Below are 19,979 nucleotides of genomic sequence, written 5' to 3' on the forward strand. Positions count from 1 at the left end.
CATGCGGTTCGTACGGACGGGCGAGACCAGGGCAAAGTCTACCGGCGCTCCTCCGCCTCCCGTGGGGCCTCTCGCCGACGCGAGCGCGGAAGGACTCTCAGGGCGTCCCCTATGTCGGCGACTTCCAGGACCTTCATACCGGGAGGGATCTTGCCGGGGTCGCCCGGCACGAGGGCGTGGGTGAAGCCCAGACGGTGGGCCTCGGCCAGCCGGCGCTGGACGCCCGTGACCCGTCTGACCTCGCCCGCGAGGCCTACTTCGCCGATCGCGACGAGGTTCTTGGGCAGCGGGGTGTCGCTCGCCGCGGAGGCCAGCGCGAGGGCGATGGCCAGGTCCGCGGCGGGCTCCGAGAGCTTCACCCCGCCGACCGTCGCGGAGTAGATGTCCCGCTTGCCGAGGGCGCTGATCCGGCCCCGCTGCTCCAGGACGGCCAGCATCATCGAGACGCGGGAGGTCTCCAGACCGGACGTGGTGCGCCGGGGGGAGGGGATCTGGGAGTCGACGGTGAGGGCCTGGACCTCGGCCACCAGCGGGCGGCGGCCCTCCAGGGTGACCGTCAGACAGGTGCCGGGGACCGGTTCGTCACGACGGGTCAGGAAAAGTCCGCTCGGGTCCGCTAGGCCCGTGATGCCCTCGTCGTGCAGTTCGAAGCAGCCGACCTCGTCCGTCGCGCCGTACCGGTTCTTGACGCCCCGGACGAGACGGAGGCGCGCGTGCCGGTCGCCCTCGAAGGAGAGGACGACGTCCACGAGGTGCTCCAGCAGGCGCGGGCCCGCGATCGCGCCGTCCTTGGTGACATGGCCCACCAGGAGCGTGGACATGCCGCGTTCCTTTGAGGCCCGGATGAGCGCGCCCGCGACCTCGCGGACCTGGGCCATGCCGCCCGGGGCGCCGTCGATCTCCGGGGAGGCCACCGTCTGCACCGAGTCGAGGATCAGCAGCGACGGCTTCACCGCGTCCAAGTGGCCGAGGACGGCGGCGAGGTCGGTCTCCGCGGCGAGGTACAGATGGTCGTCGATGGCCTTGATGCGGTCGGCGCGCAGCCGGACCTGGCTCGCCGACTCCTCGCCCGTGACGTACAGCGTGCGGTGCTCGTCGCTCGCCGACTTGGCCGCCACGTCGAGCAGGAGCGTGGACTTGCCCACGCCGGGCTCGCCCGCCAGCAGCACGACCGCGCCGGGGACGAGGCCGCCGCCCAGGACGCGGTCCAGCTCGGGCACGCCGGTGGAGCGGGCGGTGGCCTGACGGCCGTCCACCTGGCCGATGGGCAGGGCGGAGGTGGTGACGCGGCCTGGTGCCGTCGTGCGCACCGCGGGCGCGCCGTACTCCTCGACCGTCCCCCATGCCTGGCATTCGGGGCAGCGGCCGAGCCACTTCGCCGTCTGCCAGCCGCACTCGGTGCAGCGGAAGGCGGGGCGGTCCTTGGCGGTCTTCGTACGGGCAGCCATGGACGAAACCGTAGCCGCCCGCACTGACATCGCCCGCCGCGGCTCAGTTTCCGCGCCTCACCTCCGTACCTCCGTGCAGGCGACCTCCACGTCGGCGCCGTACGGCTCGATCGTGGTCCTCGTGCCCGTCGTGGTGCCGGACAGGCACAGCGAGCCGCCCATCACCCGCAGGTCGAGCGTGAACTCGACACCCCCACGCGCGCGTTGCGGCCCGTCGATGCGCTCCTGGAGGTAACCGAGCCCGCGCAGGACCGTGTCGACGTCCTCCGGCGCCGGGTGGGCGCTGCCGGCGGCGAGGGCCTTGGTGATGCGGCGGACGTGCTGCTCGGCGTCGCACTTCTCCACGGAGCTCAGCTCGATCTCCTGGAAGGCCTCCTCGGGGTCTCGCGGCTCGCTCGTGGGCGGCGGCTCGTCGGGGAGCGGCAGCTCGTCGGGGCGGGGCGCGTCGGAGGGAATCTCGTCCATGGCTTCCGACTCCTCCGGGGGCACCGCGGTCGGAAGCTCCGGCAGGCACGGTTCGGCGACCGTGTTGAGGAGCATCATGAACGCGAGGAACTCGGAGTCGCCGGACTCGTCGTCGGCCGGGTCGGGCCTGGGCGTGGAGGCAGCGTCGCGCCGGGGCGTGGCGGAAGCGGAGGAACCGGGCCGGACGTGGTCGACCTCGGTCCGCGCGGAGGCGTCCGCCGCCCGTTCGGTGCCGCAGCCCGCGAGCGCGAGCCCGCACAGCGCGGTCAGTGCCGCGACCGGCATCAGGGAAATTCGTCTCATGCCGGAAGTCTGTGAGCTCGCAAGAGACCGGACATGAGTACGACTACTCAGAAGATGGCGTGCATCACACTCAGTGCGGCGCACCGGCCCCCGGGCGGTGCGCGCCGTCGGTAACCGGCCACCGCTGTCAGGAACAAGCCACGGAACGAAGCGTTCCTGTCCCCTTATGAGGGATCGTTTCACCCGTACGGAGTAAAAGTGCTCAAGGTGGAAGAAGGGGCGATCGCCCGCGTCCTACCGTCCACGGGTGATGAGCAGCAGTCCGGAGACCTCGACCCGCACCACCGGCGCACATCGGGCGCAACGGGAGGCGCGCGATCGCGGTGCCGCGCGCACGCTGGCGCAGCGGCCACCCGCGCGCTACGAACCGTACCTGGACGGCCTGTTCACCTACTGCCTGTCGGTGCTGTGCGACCACGACGCGGCCACCGCCGCGCTCGGTGACGTCCTCGCGCTCGCCGAGAAGCGCCGCGGCCCGGACGCGGCGGGCGACCGCCGGGCCTGGCTCTACGCCCTCGCCCGCTGGGCCTGTCTGCGCAAGCTGGCCGAGGCCAAGCAGAAACGTCAGGCCACCCACGCGGCGGGCCGCCACGCCGGCGACCGCAGCACCGCCGACCGGAAGGCCGCCCCGCCCGTCTCCGAGGAGGTCCAGGAGGAGCGTCGGCGTGAACTCGCCCTGCTCGCCTGGCCGGAGGCCGCCGGCACCACCCCGGAGCAGCGCGAGGCCCTCGAACTCGCCGTACGCCACCACCTCGCCGCCCACGAGGTCGCCGCCGTCCTCGGCATGGACCTCGCCGCCGCCCGTGAACTGCTCTCGGCCGCCGCCTGCGAGGTCGAGCGCACCCGCGCGGCCCTGGCCGTCGTGGAGACCGGCACCTGCCCGGGCGTGGCCCGCCTCACCGGCGACCACCAGCTGGTGCTCAGCACAGCCGTACGCCGTGAGCTGGTCCGGCACGTCGACGACTGCCCGCGCTGCCGCCGTACCGCCGAGCGCGCGATCTCCGGCCGGTGGCCCGGCGCGAGCGTCACCCCCTCGGAGCTGCCCGTCCTGGAGGCGCCCCGCGCGACCCTGCACGTCGCCATGGCGCACTTCCCACGCGCGCGGGGCGCCGCCGCACCGCGCTTCGACCGGCGCGGCTTCCCGATGGACCCCAAGGACCGCGCGGCCCGCCGCGACCGCCTCCGCGCGCGTGCCGTCACCACGACCGTCGTCGCCACCGTCGTCGCGGCCCCGGTCCTGGCGCTCTGGGCCGCCTACCGAGGCACCCCCACCGGCGAGGGCGCCGAGGGCCGCTCGGCCTCCGCCAGCGAGGCACGCGGCCCCGACGGCCTGGACGGCGAGGCGGTCGGCGACGGCTACGAGAACGCGGGCAACGCCAGCACCCAGCCCGGCGACCGCTTCGCCAAGGGCAACCGACCCGACGTGTCCGTGGAGGTCATCAGCGTCGCGGGTGCCGGCAAGAAGGGCGCCGGCCATCTGGAGGTGGCGGCCGGCAACAGCGGCGACACCACGCTGATCACCCTCACCGCGACCGGCGAGACCCCGGTCCGCTGGTCCGCGACCACCGGTGCCTCCTGGCTCTACCTCAGCCAGTCCGCGGGAACCCTCGCCCCCGGCGAGTCGTTGACGATCAAGGTGTACGTGGACCATCTGCGCGAGCCGTCCGGCTACTGGAGCGCGCGGGTGGCCGTGTCACCGGCCGGCGCCGTCGTCTCCATCGGGGGCTACGGCACCGCCCCCACCCCGACCGACCCCGGCAGCCCCGCGAGCCCGCCGCCCTCGTCCGACGACCCCGACCCGACACCCACCACATCAGCCCCCACGGACCCGACGCCGAGCGACCCACCGCCCTCGTCGCCCGACCCGAGCCCGACCGACCCGACCCCGTCGGACCCGGCGAGCTCACCGCCGCCCAGCGACAGCGGCGACCCGAGCCCGTCGACGTCGTAGCTCGGTCACCGATGGACTGGGTCGTAGACCGGCCGTCAAGGGACTGGATCTTGGCCGGGTTGCCGATGGGTTGGGTCGTGGCCTGGGCGCCGAAGGCCTGGGCCGTAGACCGGTAGACCGGTCACCGATGGACTGGCTCCTGGCCCGGTCGCCTATGGGCCGGATCGTGGCCCGGTTGCCGATGGACTGGCTCCTGGCCCGGTCGCCGATGGACCGGGTCGTGCACCAGCCGCCGGGCCAGGTCGTTGGACCGTCGCCGACGGGCCAGGTCGTGGGCCGGTCGCCGGCGGGTCGGTCAGCGCGCCGGATCCGCCGGATGCGGTGCCAGCAGGGGCAGTTGCGAGGCCAGTCGCTCCTCGCACAGCTCGACCAGGCGGTCGTAGCCCGCCTTGCCCATCAGTTCGGTCAGCTCCGGGCCGTAGGAGACGTAGACCGGGTCGCCCGCGCCGTGCGCCGAGGTGGCCGACGTGCACCACCAGTGCAGGTCATGGCCGCCCGGACCCCAGCCGCGCCGGTCGTACTCACCGATCGACACCTGAAGCACCCGGGTGTCGTCGGGCCGGTCGATCCACTCGTACGTCCGCCGTGCCGGAAGCTGCCAGCAGACGTCCGGCTTGGTCTCCAGCGGCTCGCGGCCCTCCTTTATGGCCAGGATGTGCAGCGAGCAGCCCGCGCCACCGGCGAAGCCGGGACGGTTCTGGAAGATGCAGGAGCCCTGGTAGGGGCGGGTCTGCCGGTCGCCGTCCTCGTCCTCCGAGATCCAGCCGTGTTCCCGGCCCTCGTCGTGGAACTGCCAGATCTCCGGAGTGAGCCTGGCCACATGCCCGGCCACCCGCTGCTCGTCGTCCTCGTCGGAGAAGTGGGCGCCCAGCGTGCAGCACCCGTCGTCCGCGCGGCCCGCCTGGATGCCCTGGCAGCCGCTGCCGAAGATGCAGTTCCAGCGAGAGGTCAGCCATGTCAGATCGCACCGGAAGACCTGCTCGTCGTCCGCCGGATCCGGGAACTCCACCCACGCGCGCGCGAAGTCGAGCCCCTTCTCGTCCGCTGCCCGGGCCTTCTTCGACATCTTCGGCGACTTCACCTCGGTCATCAGCTGTGACTTCTGGGAGTCCGCCGGCGCTGCCGACGACTCCGCCGGTGACTTCGCCGACGACCTCACCTGCGACTTCGCCTGCGAAGAAGCGCCGGAGGCAGTGGCGGCCTGCTCATTCTTCGCCTTTTTGGTCTTTGGCACGCGTCCAGGGTAAGTCGCCCAGGACGGCTCCGGGGACGGCGCACTGCCTGGCTGGCAGTAGCGTTCCGTACATGAGACTCGGTGTCCTCGACGTGGGATCGAACACGGTGCATCTCCTGGTGGTGGATGCACACCCTGGCGCGCGCCCGCTGCCCGCGCACTCGCACAAGGTGGAGCTGCGCCTCGCCCAACTCCTCGACGAGGCCGGGGCCGTCAGCCCCGAAGGGGTCGAGAAGCTGATCGCGGTCGTCAAGGAGGCCCTCCAGGCCGCCGAGGACAAGGGCGTCGAGGACCTCCTGCCGTTCGCCACCTCCGCCGTGCGCGAGGCCAGCAACGCCGACGACGTCCTCGCGCGCGTGCAGGCCGAGACCGGCGTCGAGCTCCAGGTCCTCACCGGCGCCGAAGAGGCCCGCCTCACCTTCCTCGCGGCCCGCCGCTGGTTCGGCTGGTCGGCCGGGAAGCTGCTCGTCCTCGACATCGGCGGCGGCAGCCTGGAGATCGCGTACGGCATAGACGAGGAGCCCGACGCGGCGGTCTCACTGCCGCTCGGCGCGGGCCGCCTCACCGCGGGCTGGCTGCCGGGCGACCCGCCGGACCCGGAGGCGATAAGGGCCCTGCGACGTCATGTCCGCGCCCAGATCGCCCGCACGGTCGGCGAGTTCAGCCGCTTCGGCGCCCCCGACCACGTCGTCGCCACCTCCAAGACCTTCAAGCAGCTGGCCCGCCTGGCCGGCGCCGCCCGCTCCGCCGAGGGCCTCTACGTCCAGCGCGAGCTGAAGCGGGAGTCCCTGGAGGCATGGGTGCCGCAGCTGGCGGGGATGACGGTGGCACAGCGGTCCGAACTCCCGGGGGTCTCGGAGGGCCGGGCCGGCCAGCTGCTCGCGGGGGCGCTGGTGGCGGAGGGCGCGATGGACCTGTTCGGGGTGGAGAGCCTGGAGATCTGCCCGTGGGCGCTGCGAGAAGGCGTGATCCTACGGCGACTTGATCACATGGGCTCCGTGTGACGCCCGCCCGTGGCAAACCCCACAACGGCGAATAGGCACCCCGCATCCACCCGGCCCAACCCTTTAGGCTGACCCACGTGGCAGAACCAGTCGTACGGATCCCGGACGCGAAGGTGGCGCTCTCCACGGCCTCCGTGTACCCGGAGTCCACGGCGACGGCCTTCGAGATCGCCGCACGCCTCGGCTACGACGGCGTCGAGGTCATGGTGTGGACCGACCCCGTCAGCCAGGACATGGAAGCCCTGCGCAGACTGAGCGACTACCACCAGATCCCGATCCTCGCCGTGCACGCCCCCTGCCTGCTCATCACGCAGCGCGTGTGGTCGACGGACCCCTGGGTCAAGCTCCAGCGCGCCCAGCACGCCGCCGAGAAGCTCGGCGCGAGCACCGTCGTCGTCCATCCCCCGTTCCGCTGGCAGCGCCAGTACGCCCGCGACTTCGTCGAGGGGATCTGGCGGATGGCGAACGAGACGGACGTACGGTTCGCCGTCGAGAACATGTACCCCTGGCGCTACCGCGACCGCGAGATGCTCGCGTACGCCCCCGACTGGGACGTCACCAAAGAGGACTACCGGCACTTCACGATCGACCTCAGCCATTCCGCGACGGCCCGCATCGACGCGATGGAGATGGTCGACCGCATGGGCGACCGCCTCGGGCACGTCCACCTCGCCGACGGCCGCGGCTCCGCGAAGGACGAGCACCTCGTCCCGGGCCGCGGCAACCAGCCCTGCGCCGAGCTGCTGGAACGTCTCGCCCTGAGCGGCTTCGACGGTCATGTCGTCATCGAGGTCAACACCCGGCGCGCGATGTCCGGCGCCGAACGGGAGGCCGACCTCGCGGAGGCGCTGGCGTTCACCCGGCTCCATCTGGCGTCGGCCGTGAAGGCGCAGAGGCTGCCGTGACCGACGGTGTCACCGCGCGCAGGCGGGGCCGGCCTCCTCGTACGGAAGCGGCCGACACCCGCGACCGGATCCTGGCCGCCGCCCGCGAGGAGTTCTCCGAGCGGGGGTACGAGAAGACGTCGGTGCGCGGCATCGCGAAGGCCGCCGGGGTCGACTCGGCCCTGGTCCACCACTACTTCGGCACCAAGGAGCAGGTCTTCGAGGCGGCCGTGGAGGTGGCCTTCGCGCCGGCACTGATCGTGCGGGACACGGCGCTGGAAGGGCCGGTGGAGGACGTCGGCGAGCGGATGACCCGGCTCATCTTCGGGCTCTGGGACAACCCGGTGACCCGTAAGCCGCTGCTCGCGATCGTCCGCTCGGCGGTGAACAACGAGGCCGCGGCCACCGTCTTCCGCCGCCTCGTCTCCGCGCAGCTGCTGCGCCGGATCGCCGGTGAGCTCGACGCGCCGGACGCGGAACTGCGCGCCGAGCTGGCGGCCGCGCAGCTGGTCGGGATCGCGATGCTGCGGTACGTGATCAAGGTGGAGCCGCTGGCGTCGGCGGACCCGGAGCAGATCATCGCGCGGGTGGCGCGGGTGGTGCAGGGGCATCTGACGGGGCCCTGAGACCTGTGTCTCTTGAGACGTGTGTCCCGCATTCCGGACAAGCTGTCCGCCCCCTGGATGACCGGCGTACGCTCGATAGCAGCCACAACTGTCAGAAGGAGCGAGCGACGATGCCCGAGCTGAGGTCCCGCACAGTCACCCACGGCCGCAACATGGCGGGCGCCCGCGCCCTTATGCGCGCCTCCGGTGTACCCGGCGCGGACATCGGCCGCAAGCCGATCATCGCCGTCGCGAACTCCTTCACCGAGTTCGTGCCGGGCCACACCCACCTCCAGCCGGTCGGCCGGATCGTCTCCGAGGCGATCCGCGAGGCGGGCGGCATCCCGCGCGAGTTCAACACCATCGCCGTCGACGACGGCATCGCGATGGGCCACGGCGGCATGCTGTACTCCCTCCCCTCCCGCGACCTGATCGCGGACTCGGTCGAGTACATGGTCGAGGCCCACTGCGCCGACGCCCTGATCTGCATCTCCAACTGCGACAAGATCACGCCGGGCATGCTCAACGCGGCCCTGCGGCTGAACATCCCGACGGTCTTCGTCTCAGGCGGCCCCATGGAGTCCGGCCGCGCCACCCTCGTGGACGGCACGGTCCGCACGCTCGACCTGGTCGACGCGATCTCCGACGCCGTGAACGACAAGATCTCGGACGAGGACATCCTCCGTATCGAGGAGAACGCCTGTCCGACCTGCGGCTCCTGTTCCGGCATGTTCACCGCCAACTCGATGAACTGCCTGACGGAGGCCATCGGCCTCTCGCTCCCCGGCAACGGCTCGGTCCTGGCCACGCACACGGCTCGTAAGGGTCTGTACGAGGACGCCGCCCGCACGGTCATGGACATCACCCGGCGCTACTACGAGCAGGACGACGAGACGGTCCTGCCGCGCTCGATCGCCTCCTTCGCGGCCTTCGAGAACGCGATGGCGCTCGACATCGCCATGGGCGGCTCGACCAACACGATCCTGCACCTGCTGGCCGCCGCCCAGGAGGCGGGCGTCCCGTTCGGCCTCGCCGAGATCGACGCGGTCTCCCGCCGGGTCCCCTGCCTCGCGAAGGTCGCCCCCAACGTCGCGAAGAACCGCACGTACTACATGGAGGACGTGCACCGCGCGGGCGGCATCCCGGCGCTGCTCGGCGAACTGCACCGCGCGGGCCTGCTCAACGAGGACGTCCACTCCGTCCACAGCCCCTCCCTCGCCGACTGGCTGAAGACCTGGGACGTCCGCGGCGGCTCCCCGTCCGCCGAGGCGGTGGAACTGTGGCACGCGGCCCCGGGCTGCGTCCGCTCCGCCGAGGCCTTCTCCCAGTCGGAGCGCTGGGAGGCCCTCGACGAGGACGCGGAGGGCGGCTGCATCCGGTCCGCCGAGCACGCGTACTCCAAGGACGGCGGACTGGCGGTCCTCAAGGGCAACCTCGCGGTCGACGGCTGCGTCGTGAAGACGGCGGGCGTCGACGAGTCGATCTGGACCTTCGAGGGCCCGGCGGTCGTCTGCGAGTCCCAGGAGGAAGCCGTCCAGAAGATCCTCCTGAAGGAGATCAAGGAGGGCGACGTGGTGGTCATCCGCTACGAGGGCCCCAAGGGCGGCCCGGGCATGCAGGAGATGCTCTACCCGACCTCGTACCTGAAGGGCCGTGGCCTCGGCAAGGCCTGCGCGCTCGTCACCGACGGCCGCTTCTCCGGCGGCACCTCGGGCCTGTCGATCGGCCACGCCTCCCCAGAGGCCGCCGCGGGCGGCACGATCGCCCTCGTCGAGGACGGCGACCGCATCCGCATCGACATCCCGAACCGCACGATCGACCTCCTGGTCGACGACGCCGAACTGACCCGTCGCGAGCAGGCGCTGGGCGGGGCGTACGCCCCGAAGAACCGCGAGCGCAAGGTCTCCGCCGCGCTGAAGGCGTACGCCGCGATGGCGACGAGCGCGGACAAGGGCGCGGTCCGGGACGTGTCGAAGCTGGGCTGAACGTTCTGCCCCACGGGGCCGCCTCTCCTGCGAGGGGCGGCCCTTTCCCGTTGTCGGGCCGCCTCTTTCGTGGACGGCCTTTCCGCTGTGGGGCCACCTGTTTCGCGGGCTGCCTTTTCCCTGTCGGCCTGCTTCTTTCGTGGGCGGCCTTCTCCGCCGCTGCTACCAGGCCGCCGGGTCACGCGCGTCGACGGCGAAGACGGTGCCGTCGGGGGCGGTGGCGTAGGCGTGACCGTCGGCGAGGACGGGCACCGGCAGGGAGGACGCCACCTGGTCCGCGTGCGGGCCGAGGCGCGGCGGGGTCTGCCCGAGCAGCCTGCCGCCGGCGGCGGACACGGCGAGCAGCCGTCCGTCGGGGGCCGTGACGTACACCCGGTGGCCGTCGTCCACCGGTGCCGAACCCTGGCTCACACCCGTCTCCAGCGACCACAGCCGTTTCTTCGCGGTCATGTCGACCGCGACCAGCGAGCCGCCCGTGCCCAGCAGCCACACGCGGTCGCCGCGTACGGTGGCCTGCGCCTGGTCCACGGGCACGCCCAGCGGCACGCGCCGCGTCGCCCCGGACTCCGGGTCGTAACGGACCACGGCGCTCGTCTCGCCGTAACTGCCGCCGTCGGCCAGGAAGACGACGCCGCCGTCCGAGACGCCGACGGGGCGCAGCGCCCCCGCCAGCCGGTCGTCCCGCCGCACCTCGCCCGAGGCCGGGTCCACTCTCGTCACGCGTGTGCTGGTTCCGTCCGCGGATGTGCCCGTGCGGTAGGCCCAGGGGCTGTCGGGGAACGACGCGAAGCCGGAGTTGGCCGAACCGGGCAGGCGCTTGTGCCATTTCACCTCGCCCGTCGTGCTGTCGACACCGGTGGCCGTGCCGTCGGTGCCGGTCAGCAGCAGCGTTCCGCGCGCGTGGGCGAAGCCCCGGTACGCGGACAGGTCGAGCTTCCAGCGGGTGGCGCCCGTCGCCGGATCGAGCGCGAGCAGCCGCCGGCCCGAGTCCGTCACCACATGCGCCAGGCCGCCCGAGAAGACCGGCGGCTCACTGGGGGAGCCGCCGTTGCCGAGCGCGTGGCGCCACAGCACATGACCGTCGACCGGATCGAGGGCCGCGACCAGTCCGCGCTGCGCACACAGCAACCGCCCGCCGCCGAACGAGCATCGGGGCAGACCGCCTTCCGTGCCCGCCGGCCGGGTGGTCCACGGGCCGAACCCGGCGGACGTGGCCGGCGCCGCACTGCTCCGCGGGCTCGCGCCCCCGTCGCCGACGAGCTGCACGGACGCCAGGGTGGCGAGCGCGGCCAGGCCCAGCGCCCCGGCCCCGATCACCGCCCCCCTGCCCGGCCGCCATCCGCGCCGCGGTTTCTCCAGCTCGGCGGGCCGCCCTCCGCGCCGCGGTCCCTCCGGCCCCGCGGGGCGCGGTTCCGGCCCGTGGGTCTCGCCGGTGCGCTGGGCGGGGATGAACGTCTGGGTGTCGTACGAGGCGGCGACCGACCGCAGCTCCCGCATCAACTCGTCGGGGGTGGGCCGGTCCTCGGGTTCCTTGGCCAGACAGCGCTCCACCAGCGCCGCGAGGTTCTCCGGTACGCCGGTCAGGTCGGGCTCGTCGTGCACGACCTGGTAGGCGACGACATACGGGCTGTCGGAGTCGAACGGCCCCCGCCCCGTGGCCGCGTGCACCATCACGGAGCCCAGCGCGAAGATGTCGGCCGCGGGGCCGACGGCCCGCGGTCGCCGGAACTGCTCGGGCGCCATGAAAGGCGGGGTGCCGATCAACTTCCCCGTCTCGGTGCGCAGTTCGCTGTCCTTCGGCCGGGAAATGCCGAAGTCGATGACCTTGGGCCCGTCCTCGGCGAGCAGCACGTTGCTCGGCTTGAGATCTCGGTGGACGACGCCGACCCGGTGGATGTCGCGCAGCGCCTCGGCCAGCCCCGCCATCAGCCGGCGCAACTGGGCCGTCGGCATGGGACCGTTCCGCTTGACCTCGTCGGCGAGGGTCGGACCCGGTATGAACAGCGTGGCCATCCAGGGCCGTTCGGCCTCCGGGTCGGCGTCGACGACGGGTGCGGTGAACGCTCCGCTGACCCTGCGCGCCGCGGAGATCTCCTGCCGGAAACGACCCCTGAACTCGGGGTCCCTGGCGAACTCGGCGTGTACGACCTTCACCGCGAGGGTCATCCCGGAGGCACTGCGCGCACGATGCACGACACCCATGCCGCCGGACCCCAGACGTGCTTCCAGGCGGTAGTGACCGGCGTACTCGGGAAGTTCCGCTTCCGCGCCCGCTCCGGTGTTCTGCTGTGGCGCCATGGGACCACCCCCGTGCTGTTCGTCCGCGTGCGCGACGCACGGAGCCTAGTCGATGACTCGTACGAGACAGAGGCGGCTTGCTAGCGTTTGTGTTCGAGTCGCGCACGTCTGTTTCGAGACGTGTCGTGGGGGAATCAAAGGGGCCCACGGGAAGCGTGGGACTCAACGGGGGAGGCTTTTCATGTCGGTCGAGCGTGTCGAAGAGGTCGAGGGCGCCGAGCACGGGATCGCCGTGACGGCGACGGAATCGGCAACGACCGTGCGCTACTACTCGGTTGCGCCCGGGGTGCGGCTCAACGTCCGCAGCGGGCCGGGCACCACCTACTCCATCGTGGACGTGCTGCCCGAGGGCGCCAGGGTCGCGATCCTGTGCCAAACGCCCGGCACCACCGTCTCGGGCCCGTACGGCACGAGCAACATCTGGGACTCCATCGCCAACGGCAAGTACGTCTCGGACGCGTACGTGAACACTGGCAGCGACGGCTACATCCGTCCGCGCTGCTCGGTCTGACCCTCGTCAGATCTGCGGCTCGGACACCTGACGGGGGGCGGGCAGCGACGGCCGTACGACCGGACGCCGCTGAGCCCTCCGCCGGGCCCGCGCCCGTCCCCGGCCATAATCGACGCGTGAGCGACGAACACGGCCCCCAGGACAGCGCGGACCCGGTGACCGGGCCCCGCCCGGAACCCATCCGCTTCTTCGGCACGACCTGGGTCGACCACACCAACGGCTACACGGCCCGCCGTGTCGGCGCCGCCGTCGGCTCCCTCGCCGCGGCCGTCGCCTCCTGCCTGGTGCTCCGCTTCGCCTACGAAGGCCTCGCGATCGCCGACATCGGCAGCTTCGTCACCCTCCTCATGGTCGTGATGTTCGCGATCTGCAGCGCCCTCGCCTTCCGGCACACCTGGGACGGCTTCACCAAGCGCCCCGACCCCGACCGCCAGGCCTCCCTGCGCGGCCTGCTCGCCATCGGCTTCGTCGGCTCCCTCCTCGCCTACTTCTTCCGCTCCCTCACCGAGGCCCCCGGCGAGAAGCTCCACCGCGAGGAGTACGAGGCCGCCCTCAAGCAGCACGAGAAGCGCACCACCCGCCGCTCCGGCAACCCGTCGAAGAAGCGCCGCCGCTCCTGAGCGGCAAGGGCACAGCGCCGGGCGCCGCATCCCCTCTCACCAAAAACTCACTGCACCCTGCACCCACCTCCGCCACCATGGCCGTATGACCACGGCCTCCTCGCACAGCGCCCGTGCCCAGTCCTTCAACGCCGCCGCAGCCCAGTACGCGGCGAACCGCCCCTCCTATCCGCCCGCCCTCTTCGACGCCGTCGAGGACCTCGCGGGCCGGCCCCTCACCGGCGCCCGCGTCGCGGACGTGGGCGCCGGCACCGGGATCGCCACCGCCCTCCTGCACGCCCGCGGCGCCGACGTCATCGCCGTCGAACCCGGCGACGGCATGGCCGCCCAGTTCCGCCGCGGCCACCCCGACCTACCGATCGTGCGCGGCGACGGCAACACCCTGCCGCTGGCCGACTCCTCCGTCGACCTCGTCACCTATGCCCAGGCCTGGCACTGGACCGACCCCGCCCTGGCCGTCCCGGAGGCCCTCCGGGTGCTGCGGCCGGGCGGCGCGCTCGCGCTGTGGTGGAACACCGACGCCCTGGACGTGTCCTGGCTCGCCGACGCCGCGCGACGGATGGAGCGCCACTTCGCCGTTGACGTCCCCGCCGAGCAGCGGAACGTCAACGCCCGGGTCATCGACCCCTCCGGCCGGCTCGACTTCCGTCAGCGCACGGTCCGCTGGAGCCGCCGCGTCCCCGTCGACATCCACCTCGCCAACCTCGGCAGCCACTCGATCTTCCTGGTCGCCGACAAGGAACACACCACGGCCTTCCTCACCGAGGAGCGCCGGCATCTGCTTCAGGCCTTCCCGGACGGAATCGTCGAGGTCACCTACGACGTGAGGCTGCTGGTCGCCCTCAACGCCTGACCCCGCCCGGCGGCCCACCCCTCCAGGGCCGCCGCGCACGCATGGTCCAGATGCCGCAGCCCGCCCAGCTCCAGCCGCACCTCCCGGTCACGCGGCAACGCCTCCAGCGCGTCCAGCAGCTTGGGCAGCCGCAGGAACGTCGCATGCCCCAGCACCCTGACGACGAGCCCCGCCTCACCCCGGTCCTCGGTCTCCACATGCACATGGCTGGCATCCCACGCGGTCTTCGCCACCGCCAGCGCCAACCCCACCAACACCCCCTCGAACAAGTTCCCCACGACGATCGCCGTCGCCGTCACCACCAGCACGACCACCTCCCCGCGATGCCCGCGCCACAACACCCGCACCTCCCGCACCGGCACGAGCTTGCACCCGGCGTGCACCAGCAGCGCGGCCAGCGCCGCCACCGGAATCACCCCGAGCACCCCGGGCACGACCACCGTGAACAACAGCAGCCACACCCCGTGCAGCACCCGGGAGGCCTTGGTCTGCGCCCCCGCTTGGACGTTCGCCGCGCTCCGCACGATCACCGCGGTCATCGGCAGCGCCCCGAGCACCCCGCACACCGCGTTGCCCGCGCCCTGCGCGATCAGCTCACGGTCGTAGTCCGTACGCCGCCCGTCATGCAGCCGGTCCACCGCCGCCGCGCTGAACAGGGACTCCGCCGACGCGATCAACGCGAACGCGGCGACCGTCCCCAGCACGCCCACTTCCGTCAGCCGCCCGACATCCGCGGCCTCCGGCAGCCGTACGGCGTCCAGCAGTCCGTGCACTTCGACCCGCCGCACCTGAAGGCCGAACACCCCGGTCACCGCCGCCGCGAGGCCGACCGCGACCAGCGGCGCGGGCACCAGGCGAGCCCCGCGCTTCCATCGCGGCCACAGCAGCAGTACGGCCATAGTGGCACCCCCCACTGACAACGCCACCGGGTCCAGCAGCGACGGCAACGACACCAGCCCGGTGAGCTTGCCCAACCCGCCGCCCGGGGCCGTCGCGTCGCCCAGCGCATACACCTGACCGGCCACCAGGACGAGCCCGATCCCGCAGAGCATCCCCTGCACGACCGCCACGGACACGGCCCTGAACCACCGCCCCAGCCGCAGCACCCCGAGCCCGAGCTGCACCAGCCCGGCCCCGAACACCAGCACCCCGAGCGCCCCGACGCCGTACCGGTGCACGGCCTCGTGGACCAGCACCGTGAGCCCCGCCGCCGGCCCGCTCACCTGGAGGCTGCTGCCCGGCAGCGCCCCGGCGACCAGCCCGCCGACGATCCCGGTCACCAGCCCCAGCTCGGCCGGCACACCGGAGGCGATGGCGACCCCAACACACAGCGGCAGCGCCACGAGAAACACGACGAGGGACGCGAACAGATCGGCCTTGCGTACGCGAGCGCGCAGTACACGCATGACAGGAGCACCTCCGGTGACGAAGCCATGGGAGCTACGGGAGATGCGTGGGCGTGCCGCGTCGGGGGAGTACGCGGCACTGAAACCCATTGTCAGGAAAGGGAGTTGATCGCGCAGTCCGTTCCGGCGGGCCGCAGGGGGCTCTCGAGGCGCAAGGGCCGGACCAGGACCGGCCCACCTGCCTCCGGTCACACCGTCACGCGCCTGCGCCACCGATCACGCCGCACGCGCGCCGCTTGACGGCCCCCGTCCACGAGAGCATTATTCATCGCATGATGAATTATTCAGAGGGGCCTCCCGACACCCCCGCCGTCCACGCCGCAGGCCTCACCGTCGTCCGCGGCCCCCGAACCGTCCTGCGCGGCCTCGACTTCACCGTCCCCCGCGGCCAGATCACCGGACTGCTCGGCCCCTCCGGCTGCGGCAAATCCACCCTCATGCGGTCCGTCGTCGGCACCCAGGCCAAGGTCACCGGAACCCTCGACGTACTCGGCCGCCCCGCCGGACACCCCACCCTGCGCACCCGCATCGGCTACGTCACCCAAGCCCCCTCCGTCTACGACGACCTGACCGTCCGCCAGAACCTCGACTACTTCGCCGCGATCCTCACCCCCGGCCGCGCCGCCGCCGAACGCCGCCACTCCGACGTCACCCGAGTCATCGAGGACGTCGACCTCACCAGCCGCGCCGACGCCCTCGCAGGGAACCTCTCCGGCGGCCAGCGCAGCCGCGTCTCCCTGGCCGTGGCCCTCCTCGGCGCACCCGAACTCCTCGTCCTGGACGAGCCGACGGTCGGCCTGGACCCCGTCCTGCGCCGCGACCTGTGGACCCTCTTCCACGACATCGCCGCCCAACGCGGCGCCACCCTCCTCATCTCCTCCCACGTCATGGACGAGGCCGAGCGCTGCCACCGCCTCCTCCTCATGCGCGAGGGCGAGATCCTCGCCGACGACACCCCGGACGCCCTGCGCACCCGCACCGGCTCCGAGACCGTAGAAGACGCATTCCTGCACCTCGTGGACGAGGCCGTCGCGGCCGGACGCAAGAAGGAGACGACCCGATGAGCACCACGACCACCACCCCGCCGCTCGCCCCGGCCCCGACCAGCCCCCTCAACGCCTCCCGCACCCTCGCCACCGCCGCCCGCGTCCTGCGCCAGCTCCGCCACGACCCGCGCTCGATCGCGCTGATGATCCTGGTGCCCTGCGTGATGCTGTTCCTGCTGCGCTACGTCTTCGACGGCAGCCCGCAGACCTTCGACAACATCGGCGCCTCCCTCCTCGGGATCTTCCCGCTGATCACGATGTTCCTGGTCACCTCCATCGCCACCCTCCGCGAACGCACCTCCGGCACCCTCGAACGCCTCCTCGCCATGCCGCTGGGCAAAGGCGACCTCATCGCCGGCTACGCCCTCGCCTTCGGCACCCTCGCGATCATCCAGTCCGCCCTCGCCACCGCCCTCGCCCTCTGGGGCCTCGGCCTCGACGTCACCGGCAGCCCCTGGCTGCTGCTCCTGGTCGCCCTGCTCGACGCCCTCCTCGGCACCGCCCTCGGCCTCTTCGTCTCGGCCTTCGCCGCCTCCGAGTTCCAGGCCGTCCAGTTCATGCCGGCCGTGATCTTCCCCCAGCTCCTCCTCTGCGGCCTGTTCACACCCCGCGACAACATGCACCCCGTCCTGGAGGCCATCTCCAACGTCCTCCCCATGTCCTACGCGGTCGACGGCATGAACGAGGTCCTCAAGCACACCGACATGACCGCCACCTTCGTCCGCGACGCCCTGATCGTGGCCGGTTGCGCCCTGCTGGTCCTCGGCCTCGGCGCCGCGACCCTCAGGCGCAGGACCGAGTAGCCGCACGGGTGCCCACGCCCACACTCCGCCCCGCCCGGCCGTCCGCCCGGACATCCCGCCCACCGGACAACCGAGCCGCACCCCGACCCCCGGTGCGAGGATGAACCCCGGACGACGCAACCCCCGGAGGGCACCCGCAGCCATGACCCAGAAAGTCGCAGTCCTCGGCACCGGCAAGATCGGCGAAGCCCTGCTCAGCGGAATGATCCGAGGCGGCTGGGCCCCGGCCGACCTCCTCGTCACCGCCCGCCGACAGGAGCGAGCCGAGGAACTCCAGGCGCGCTACGGCGTCACCCCGGTCACCAACGCCGAGGCCGCCAAGACCGCCGACACCCTGATCCTCACGGTCAAGCCGCAGGACATGGGCACCCTCCTCACCGAGCTCGCCCCGCACGTCCCCGCCGACCGCCTGATCATCAGCGGCGCCGCGGGCATCCCCACCTCCTTCTTCGAGGAGCGCCTCGCCGCGGGCACCCCGGTCGTCCGCGTCATGACGAACACCCCCGCCCTCGTCGACGAGGCCATGTCCGTCATCTCCGCCGGCAGCCACGCCACCGCCGACCACCTCGCGCACGCCGAGGAGATCTTCGGCGCCGTCGGCAAGACGCTCCGCGTCCCCGAGTCCCAGCAGGACGCCTGCACCGCCCTCTCCGGCTCCGGCCCGGCGTACTTCTTCTACCTGGTCGAAGCCATGACGGACGCCGGCATCCTGCTCGGCCTGCCCCGCGACAAGGCCCACGACCTCATCGTCCAGTCCGCGATCGGCGCCGCCACGATGCTCCGCGACAGCGGAGAGCACCCCGTCAAGCTCCGCGAGAACGTCACGTCCCCCGCGGGCACGACGATCAACGCCATCCGCGAGCTCGAGAACCACGGCGTACGAGCAGCCCTCATCGCCGCCCTAGAAGCCGCCCGCGACCGCAGCCGCGAACTGGCCTCCGGCAACAACTGACACCGTCGGCCGCCCCACCCCCGCAACCCGAGGGAGGGGCGGCGCAGCGCACCCCTATACGCTCACGCCGATATCGGCAGCCGCCGGCAGCAACCCGATCGCCCGATACGCGGCATCCACGGTCGGCCGGGCCATCGCCCGAGCCTTCTCCGCACCATCCCGCAGCACCCCCTCCACATAACCAGGATCCGCGCACAACTCCTTGTGCCTCTCCTGCACGGGCCTCAGAACCTCCGTCACGGCCTCCGCGGTGTCCTTCTTCAAGGCGCCGTACGACTCATATACACCGCCCAGCTCCTCGGGGTTCCCACCCGAGCAGGCCGCGAGGATCTCCAGCAGATTCGCCACCCCCGGCCGCGCCTCCCGGTCGTACACGACCTCGGACCCGCTGTCGGTGACCGCCCGCATGACCTTCTTCCGCACCACGTCCGGCTCGTCCAGCAGATAGACGATCCCCGGCCCGACGTCGTCGCTCTTCCCCATCTTCGACACCGGATCCTGAAGGTTCATGACCCGGGCCGCCACACCGGGACGCGTGGCCCGGGGCACCACGAACGTATGGCCGTACCGCTGGTTGAACCGCACCGCGATGTCCCGCGCCAGCTCCACATGCTGCGTCTGGTCGTCCCCGACCGGCACCTCGTCCGTCTGATACGCCAGGATGTCCGCCGCCATCAGCACGGGATACGTCAGCAGCGACAGCCGCACACTCCCACCACGCGCCCGCTCCCGCGCGGCCTTCTCCTTGTACTGGATCATCCGCCGCATCTCGCCGTCGGTGGCCACGCACTCCAGCACGTAGGACAGCCGCGCGTGCTCATCGACATGACTCTGTACGAACACGGTGCACAGCTCCGGATCGAGCCCGGCCGCAAGCAACAGCGTCGCCGCCTGCCGACTGAGTCGTCGCACCCGCGCCGGATCGTGGTCCACGGTCAGCGCGTGCAGGTCCACGACACAGAAGAGCGCGTCAGCCTGATGCTGATCCACCGCGGCCCACCGCCGCATGGCTCCCAGGTAGTTCCCCAGCGTCAGATGCCCGGTCGGCTTGACCCCACTGAAGACCCGCATCATCCCTACTCCACCTCCTGGTCGGGACCGCCGCTCCTGCGGGCCGTCCCCCTGGAGCTCTGGAGGGAGATACGAGAACGGCCGCCGAGGCGGCGGCCGTTGAGTGCATACGTAGTCCGGCCGCCGTCAGGCGGCCCACCACAGCTGGGTGTACGTACGCGTCGTCATGCGTCCCAGAGTACGCCGGGAGGGTCTCCTCCGGAGCAGAGTTGACACACCCAGACCCGGTCCGTACTGTTCTCCGAGTTGTCCGACGTGAGAGCCGACTCCGGTCGGTCCCCGGACAGCCATCCCGCAGGTACCAGCAAACAATCGACGATCCGTTGTCGTGCGTATCGCCATGCGTATTTGCGAAATGAGGAATCCACGTTCGAAAGGGCGCGGACCCCGATTAGCTCGGGGGCCGGGAATCCGCTAAAGTCTCACTCGTCGGAACGGCCCAACGGCCGGGAAGGCAAGCCCCTCTGACTGGGAGTCAGGCCCGAAAGGATCTGATAGAGTCGGAACCGCCGGAAAGGGAAACGCGAAAGCGGAAACCTG

Annotated in this window: 17 protein-coding genes; 11 read left to right on the forward strand and 6 right to left on the reverse strand. The window is 71.9% G+C overall.

The features are described 5' to 3' along the window. Nucleotides 1-38: 38 nt before the first annotated feature. Together radA and ACFUO4_RS42640 are read right to left on the reverse strand one after the other, a co-directional pair. A complete protein-coding gene (gene radA / locus ACFUO4_RS42635; RefSeq protein WP_079309673.1) occupies nucleotides 39-1,448 on the reverse strand; it encodes a DNA repair protein RadA in 1,410 nt (469 codons plus the stop codon). Nucleotides 1,449-1,505: 57 nt separating this feature from the next. Further along, the gene (locus tag ACFUO4_RS42640) at nucleotides 1,506-2,216 is read right to left on the reverse strand and encodes a hypothetical protein (protein WP_128112190.1); all 711 of its coding nucleotides are present in this window, start codon (nucleotides 2,214-2,216) and stop codon (nucleotides 1,506-1,508) included. 250 nt (nucleotides 2,217-2,466) lie between these two features. Between ACFUO4_RS42640 and ACFUO4_RS42645 the strand changes: the two genes are divergently transcribed. After that, nucleotides 2,467-4,167 carry a hypothetical protein gene (locus ACFUO4_RS42645; RefSeq protein ID WP_383495842.1) on the forward strand — a complete coding sequence of 567 codons (1,701 nt, stop codon included), beginning with the start codon at nucleotides 2,467-2,469 and terminating at the stop codon, nucleotides 4,165-4,167. A gap of 295 nt (nucleotides 4,168-4,462) precedes the next feature. Here the strand turns inward: ACFUO4_RS42645 and ACFUO4_RS42650 are convergent, their stop codons facing one another. Continuing rightward, nucleotides 4,463-5,257 carry a hypothetical protein gene (locus tag ACFUO4_RS42650; RefSeq protein WP_383495892.1) on the reverse strand — a complete coding sequence of 265 codons (795 nt, stop codon included), beginning with the start codon at nucleotides 5,255-5,257 and terminating at the stop codon, nucleotides 4,463-4,465. Nucleotides 5,258-5,472: 215 nt separating this feature from the next. On the opposite strand from ACFUO4_RS42650, the gene ACFUO4_RS42655 reads away from it, so the two are divergent. The 4 genes from ACFUO4_RS42655 (at nucleotide 5,473) to ilvD (ending at nucleotide 9,879) form a co-directional block, all read left to right on the forward strand. After that, nucleotides 5,473-6,405 (forward strand): Ppx/GppA family phosphatase, encoded by a 933-nt coding sequence (locus ACFUO4_RS42655; protein ID WP_383495845.1) that lies wholly within the window; start codon nucleotides 5,473-5,475, stop codon nucleotides 6,403-6,405. A 77-nt stretch (nucleotides 6,406-6,482) separates the two neighbouring features. Then, complete coding sequence (locus ACFUO4_RS42660) at nucleotides 6,483-7,310, forward strand: sugar phosphate isomerase/epimerase (RefSeq protein WP_079309670.1); 828 nt, start codon at nucleotides 6,483-6,485, stop codon at nucleotides 7,308-7,310. Beyond that, on the forward strand, nucleotides 7,307-7,915 hold the full coding sequence (locus ACFUO4_RS42665; RefSeq protein WP_383495848.1) for a TetR family transcriptional regulator: 609 nt from the start codon (nucleotides 7,307-7,309) through the stop codon (nucleotides 7,913-7,915). The genes ACFUO4_RS42660 and ACFUO4_RS42665 overlap by 4 nt, the downstream gene beginning before the upstream one ends. A gap of 110 nt (nucleotides 7,916-8,025) precedes the next feature. Continuing rightward, complete coding sequence (gene ilvD, locus ACFUO4_RS42670; RefSeq protein ID WP_079309668.1) at nucleotides 8,026-9,879, forward strand: dihydroxy-acid dehydratase; 1,854 nt, start codon at nucleotides 8,026-8,028, stop codon at nucleotides 9,877-9,879. A 162-nt stretch (nucleotides 9,880-10,041) separates the two neighbouring features. On the opposite strand, the gene ACFUO4_RS42675 is transcribed toward ilvD, so the two are convergent. Further along, the gene (locus ACFUO4_RS42675) at nucleotides 10,042-12,177 is read right to left on the reverse strand and encodes a serine/threonine-protein kinase (RefSeq protein WP_383495851.1); all 2,136 of its coding nucleotides are present in this window, start codon (nucleotides 12,175-12,177) and stop codon (nucleotides 10,042-10,044) included. Between the two features lie 181 nt (nucleotides 12,178-12,358). On the opposite strand from ACFUO4_RS42675, the gene ACFUO4_RS42680 reads away from it, so the two are divergent. From ACFUO4_RS42680 to ACFUO4_RS42690, 3 genes are all read left to right on the forward strand, one after another. Beyond that, entirely contained in the window at nucleotides 12,359-12,688 is a 330-nt protein-coding gene (locus ACFUO4_RS42680; protein WP_079309667.1) for an SH3 domain-containing protein, read from the forward strand. A 116-nt stretch (nucleotides 12,689-12,804) separates the two neighbouring features. Further along, nucleotides 12,805-13,308, forward strand: a complete 504-nt coding sequence (locus ACFUO4_RS42685) for an EamA/RhaT family transporter (RefSeq protein ID WP_383495855.1) — start codon at nucleotides 12,805-12,807, stop codon at nucleotides 13,306-13,308. A gap of 85 nt (nucleotides 13,309-13,393) precedes the next feature. Further along, entirely contained in the window at nucleotides 13,394-14,161 is a 768-nt protein-coding gene (locus ACFUO4_RS42690; RefSeq protein WP_383495858.1) for a class I SAM-dependent methyltransferase, read from the forward strand. Here ACFUO4_RS42690 and ACFUO4_RS42695 read toward each other — a convergent pair. Beyond that, entirely contained in the window at nucleotides 14,125-15,567 is a 1,443-nt protein-coding gene (locus ACFUO4_RS42695) for a SulP family inorganic anion transporter (protein ID WP_383495861.1), read from the reverse strand. The two genes, ACFUO4_RS42690 and ACFUO4_RS42695, sit on opposite strands and share 37 nt — an antisense overlap. 272 nt (nucleotides 15,568-15,839) lie before the next feature. On the opposite strand from ACFUO4_RS42695, the gene ACFUO4_RS42700 reads away from it, so the two are divergent. The 3 genes from ACFUO4_RS42700 (at nucleotide 15,840) to proC (ending at nucleotide 18,368) form a co-directional block, all read left to right on the forward strand. Continuing rightward, on the forward strand, nucleotides 15,840-16,631 hold the full coding sequence (locus ACFUO4_RS42700) for an ABC transporter ATP-binding protein (protein ID WP_079309663.1): 792 nt from the start codon (nucleotides 15,840-15,842) through the stop codon (nucleotides 16,629-16,631). After that, nucleotides 16,628-17,416 (forward strand): ABC transporter permease, encoded by a 789-nt coding sequence (locus tag ACFUO4_RS42705; protein WP_383495864.1) that lies wholly within the window; start codon nucleotides 16,628-16,630, stop codon nucleotides 17,414-17,416. The genes ACFUO4_RS42700 and ACFUO4_RS42705 overlap by 4 nt, the downstream gene beginning before the upstream one ends. A 142-nt stretch (nucleotides 17,417-17,558) precedes the next feature. Then, nucleotides 17,559-18,368 (forward strand): pyrroline-5-carboxylate reductase, encoded by an 810-nt coding sequence (proC, locus tag ACFUO4_RS42710; RefSeq protein ID WP_383495868.1) that lies wholly within the window; start codon nucleotides 17,559-17,561, stop codon nucleotides 18,366-18,368. A gap of 54 nt (nucleotides 18,369-18,422) precedes the next feature. Here the strand turns inward: proC and trpS are convergent, their stop codons facing one another. After that, a complete protein-coding gene (trpS, locus tag ACFUO4_RS42715; protein WP_383495871.1) occupies nucleotides 18,423-19,442 on the reverse strand; it encodes a tryptophan--tRNA ligase in 1,020 nt (339 codons plus the stop codon). Nucleotides 19,443-19,979: the final 537 nt, after the last annotated feature.

Origin of the sequence: Streptomyces sp. NPDC057280 (genome assembly GCF_042668605.1) — a bacterium.
GTDB lineage: Bacteria > Actinomycetota > Actinomycetes > Streptomycetales > Streptomycetaceae > Streptomyces.

Bases quoted from the DNA above. Each gene is read 5' to 3' on its own strand.
- ACFUO4_RS42690 (WP_383495858.1), top strand. From the start codon at position 13,394: ATGACCACGGCCTCCTCGCACAGCGCCCGTGCCCAGTCCTTCAACGCC.
- ACFUO4_RS42695 (WP_383495861.1), bottom strand. From the start codon at position 15,567: ATGCGTGTACTGCGCGCTCGCGTACGCAAGGCCGATCTGTTCGCGTCC.
- ACFUO4_RS42680 (WP_079309667.1), top strand. From the start codon at position 12,359: ATGTCGGTCGAGCGTGTCGAAGAGGTCGAGGGCGCCGAGCACGGGATC.
- ilvD (WP_079309668.1), top strand. From the start codon at position 8,026: ATGCCCGAGCTGAGGTCCCGCACAGTCACCCACGGCCGCAACATGGCG.
- ACFUO4_RS42640 (WP_128112190.1), bottom strand. From the start codon at position 2,216: ATGAGACGAATTTCCCTGATGCCGGTCGCGGCACTGACCGCGCTGTGC.
- ACFUO4_RS42645 (WP_383495842.1), top strand. From the start codon at position 2,467: ATGAGCAGCAGTCCGGAGACCTCGACCCGCACCACCGGCGCACATCGG.
- ACFUO4_RS42650 (WP_383495892.1), bottom strand. From the start codon at position 5,257: ATGACCGAGGTGAAGTCGCCGAAGATGTCGAAGAAGGCCCGGGCAGCG.
- ACFUO4_RS42675 (WP_383495851.1), bottom strand. From the start codon at position 12,177: ATGGCGCCACAGCAGAACACCGGAGCGGGCGCGGAAGCGGAACTTCCC.
- ACFUO4_RS42655 (WP_383495845.1), top strand. From the start codon at position 5,473: ATGAGACTCGGTGTCCTCGACGTGGGATCGAACACGGTGCATCTCCTG.
- ACFUO4_RS42705 (WP_383495864.1), top strand. From the start codon at position 16,628: ATGAGCACCACGACCACCACCCCGCCGCTCGCCCCGGCCCCGACCAGC.
- trpS (WP_383495871.1), bottom strand. From the start codon at position 19,442: ATGATGCGGGTCTTCAGTGGGGTCAAGCCGACCGGGCATCTGACGCTG.
- proC (WP_383495868.1), top strand. From the start codon at position 17,559: ATGACCCAGAAAGTCGCAGTCCTCGGCACCGGCAAGATCGGCGAAGCC.
- radA (WP_079309673.1), bottom strand. From the start codon at position 1,448: ATGGCTGCCCGTACGAAGACCGCCAAGGACCGCCCCGCCTTCCGCTGC.
- ACFUO4_RS42700 (WP_079309663.1), top strand. From the start codon at position 15,840: ATGATGAATTATTCAGAGGGGCCTCCCGACACCCCCGCCGTCCACGCC.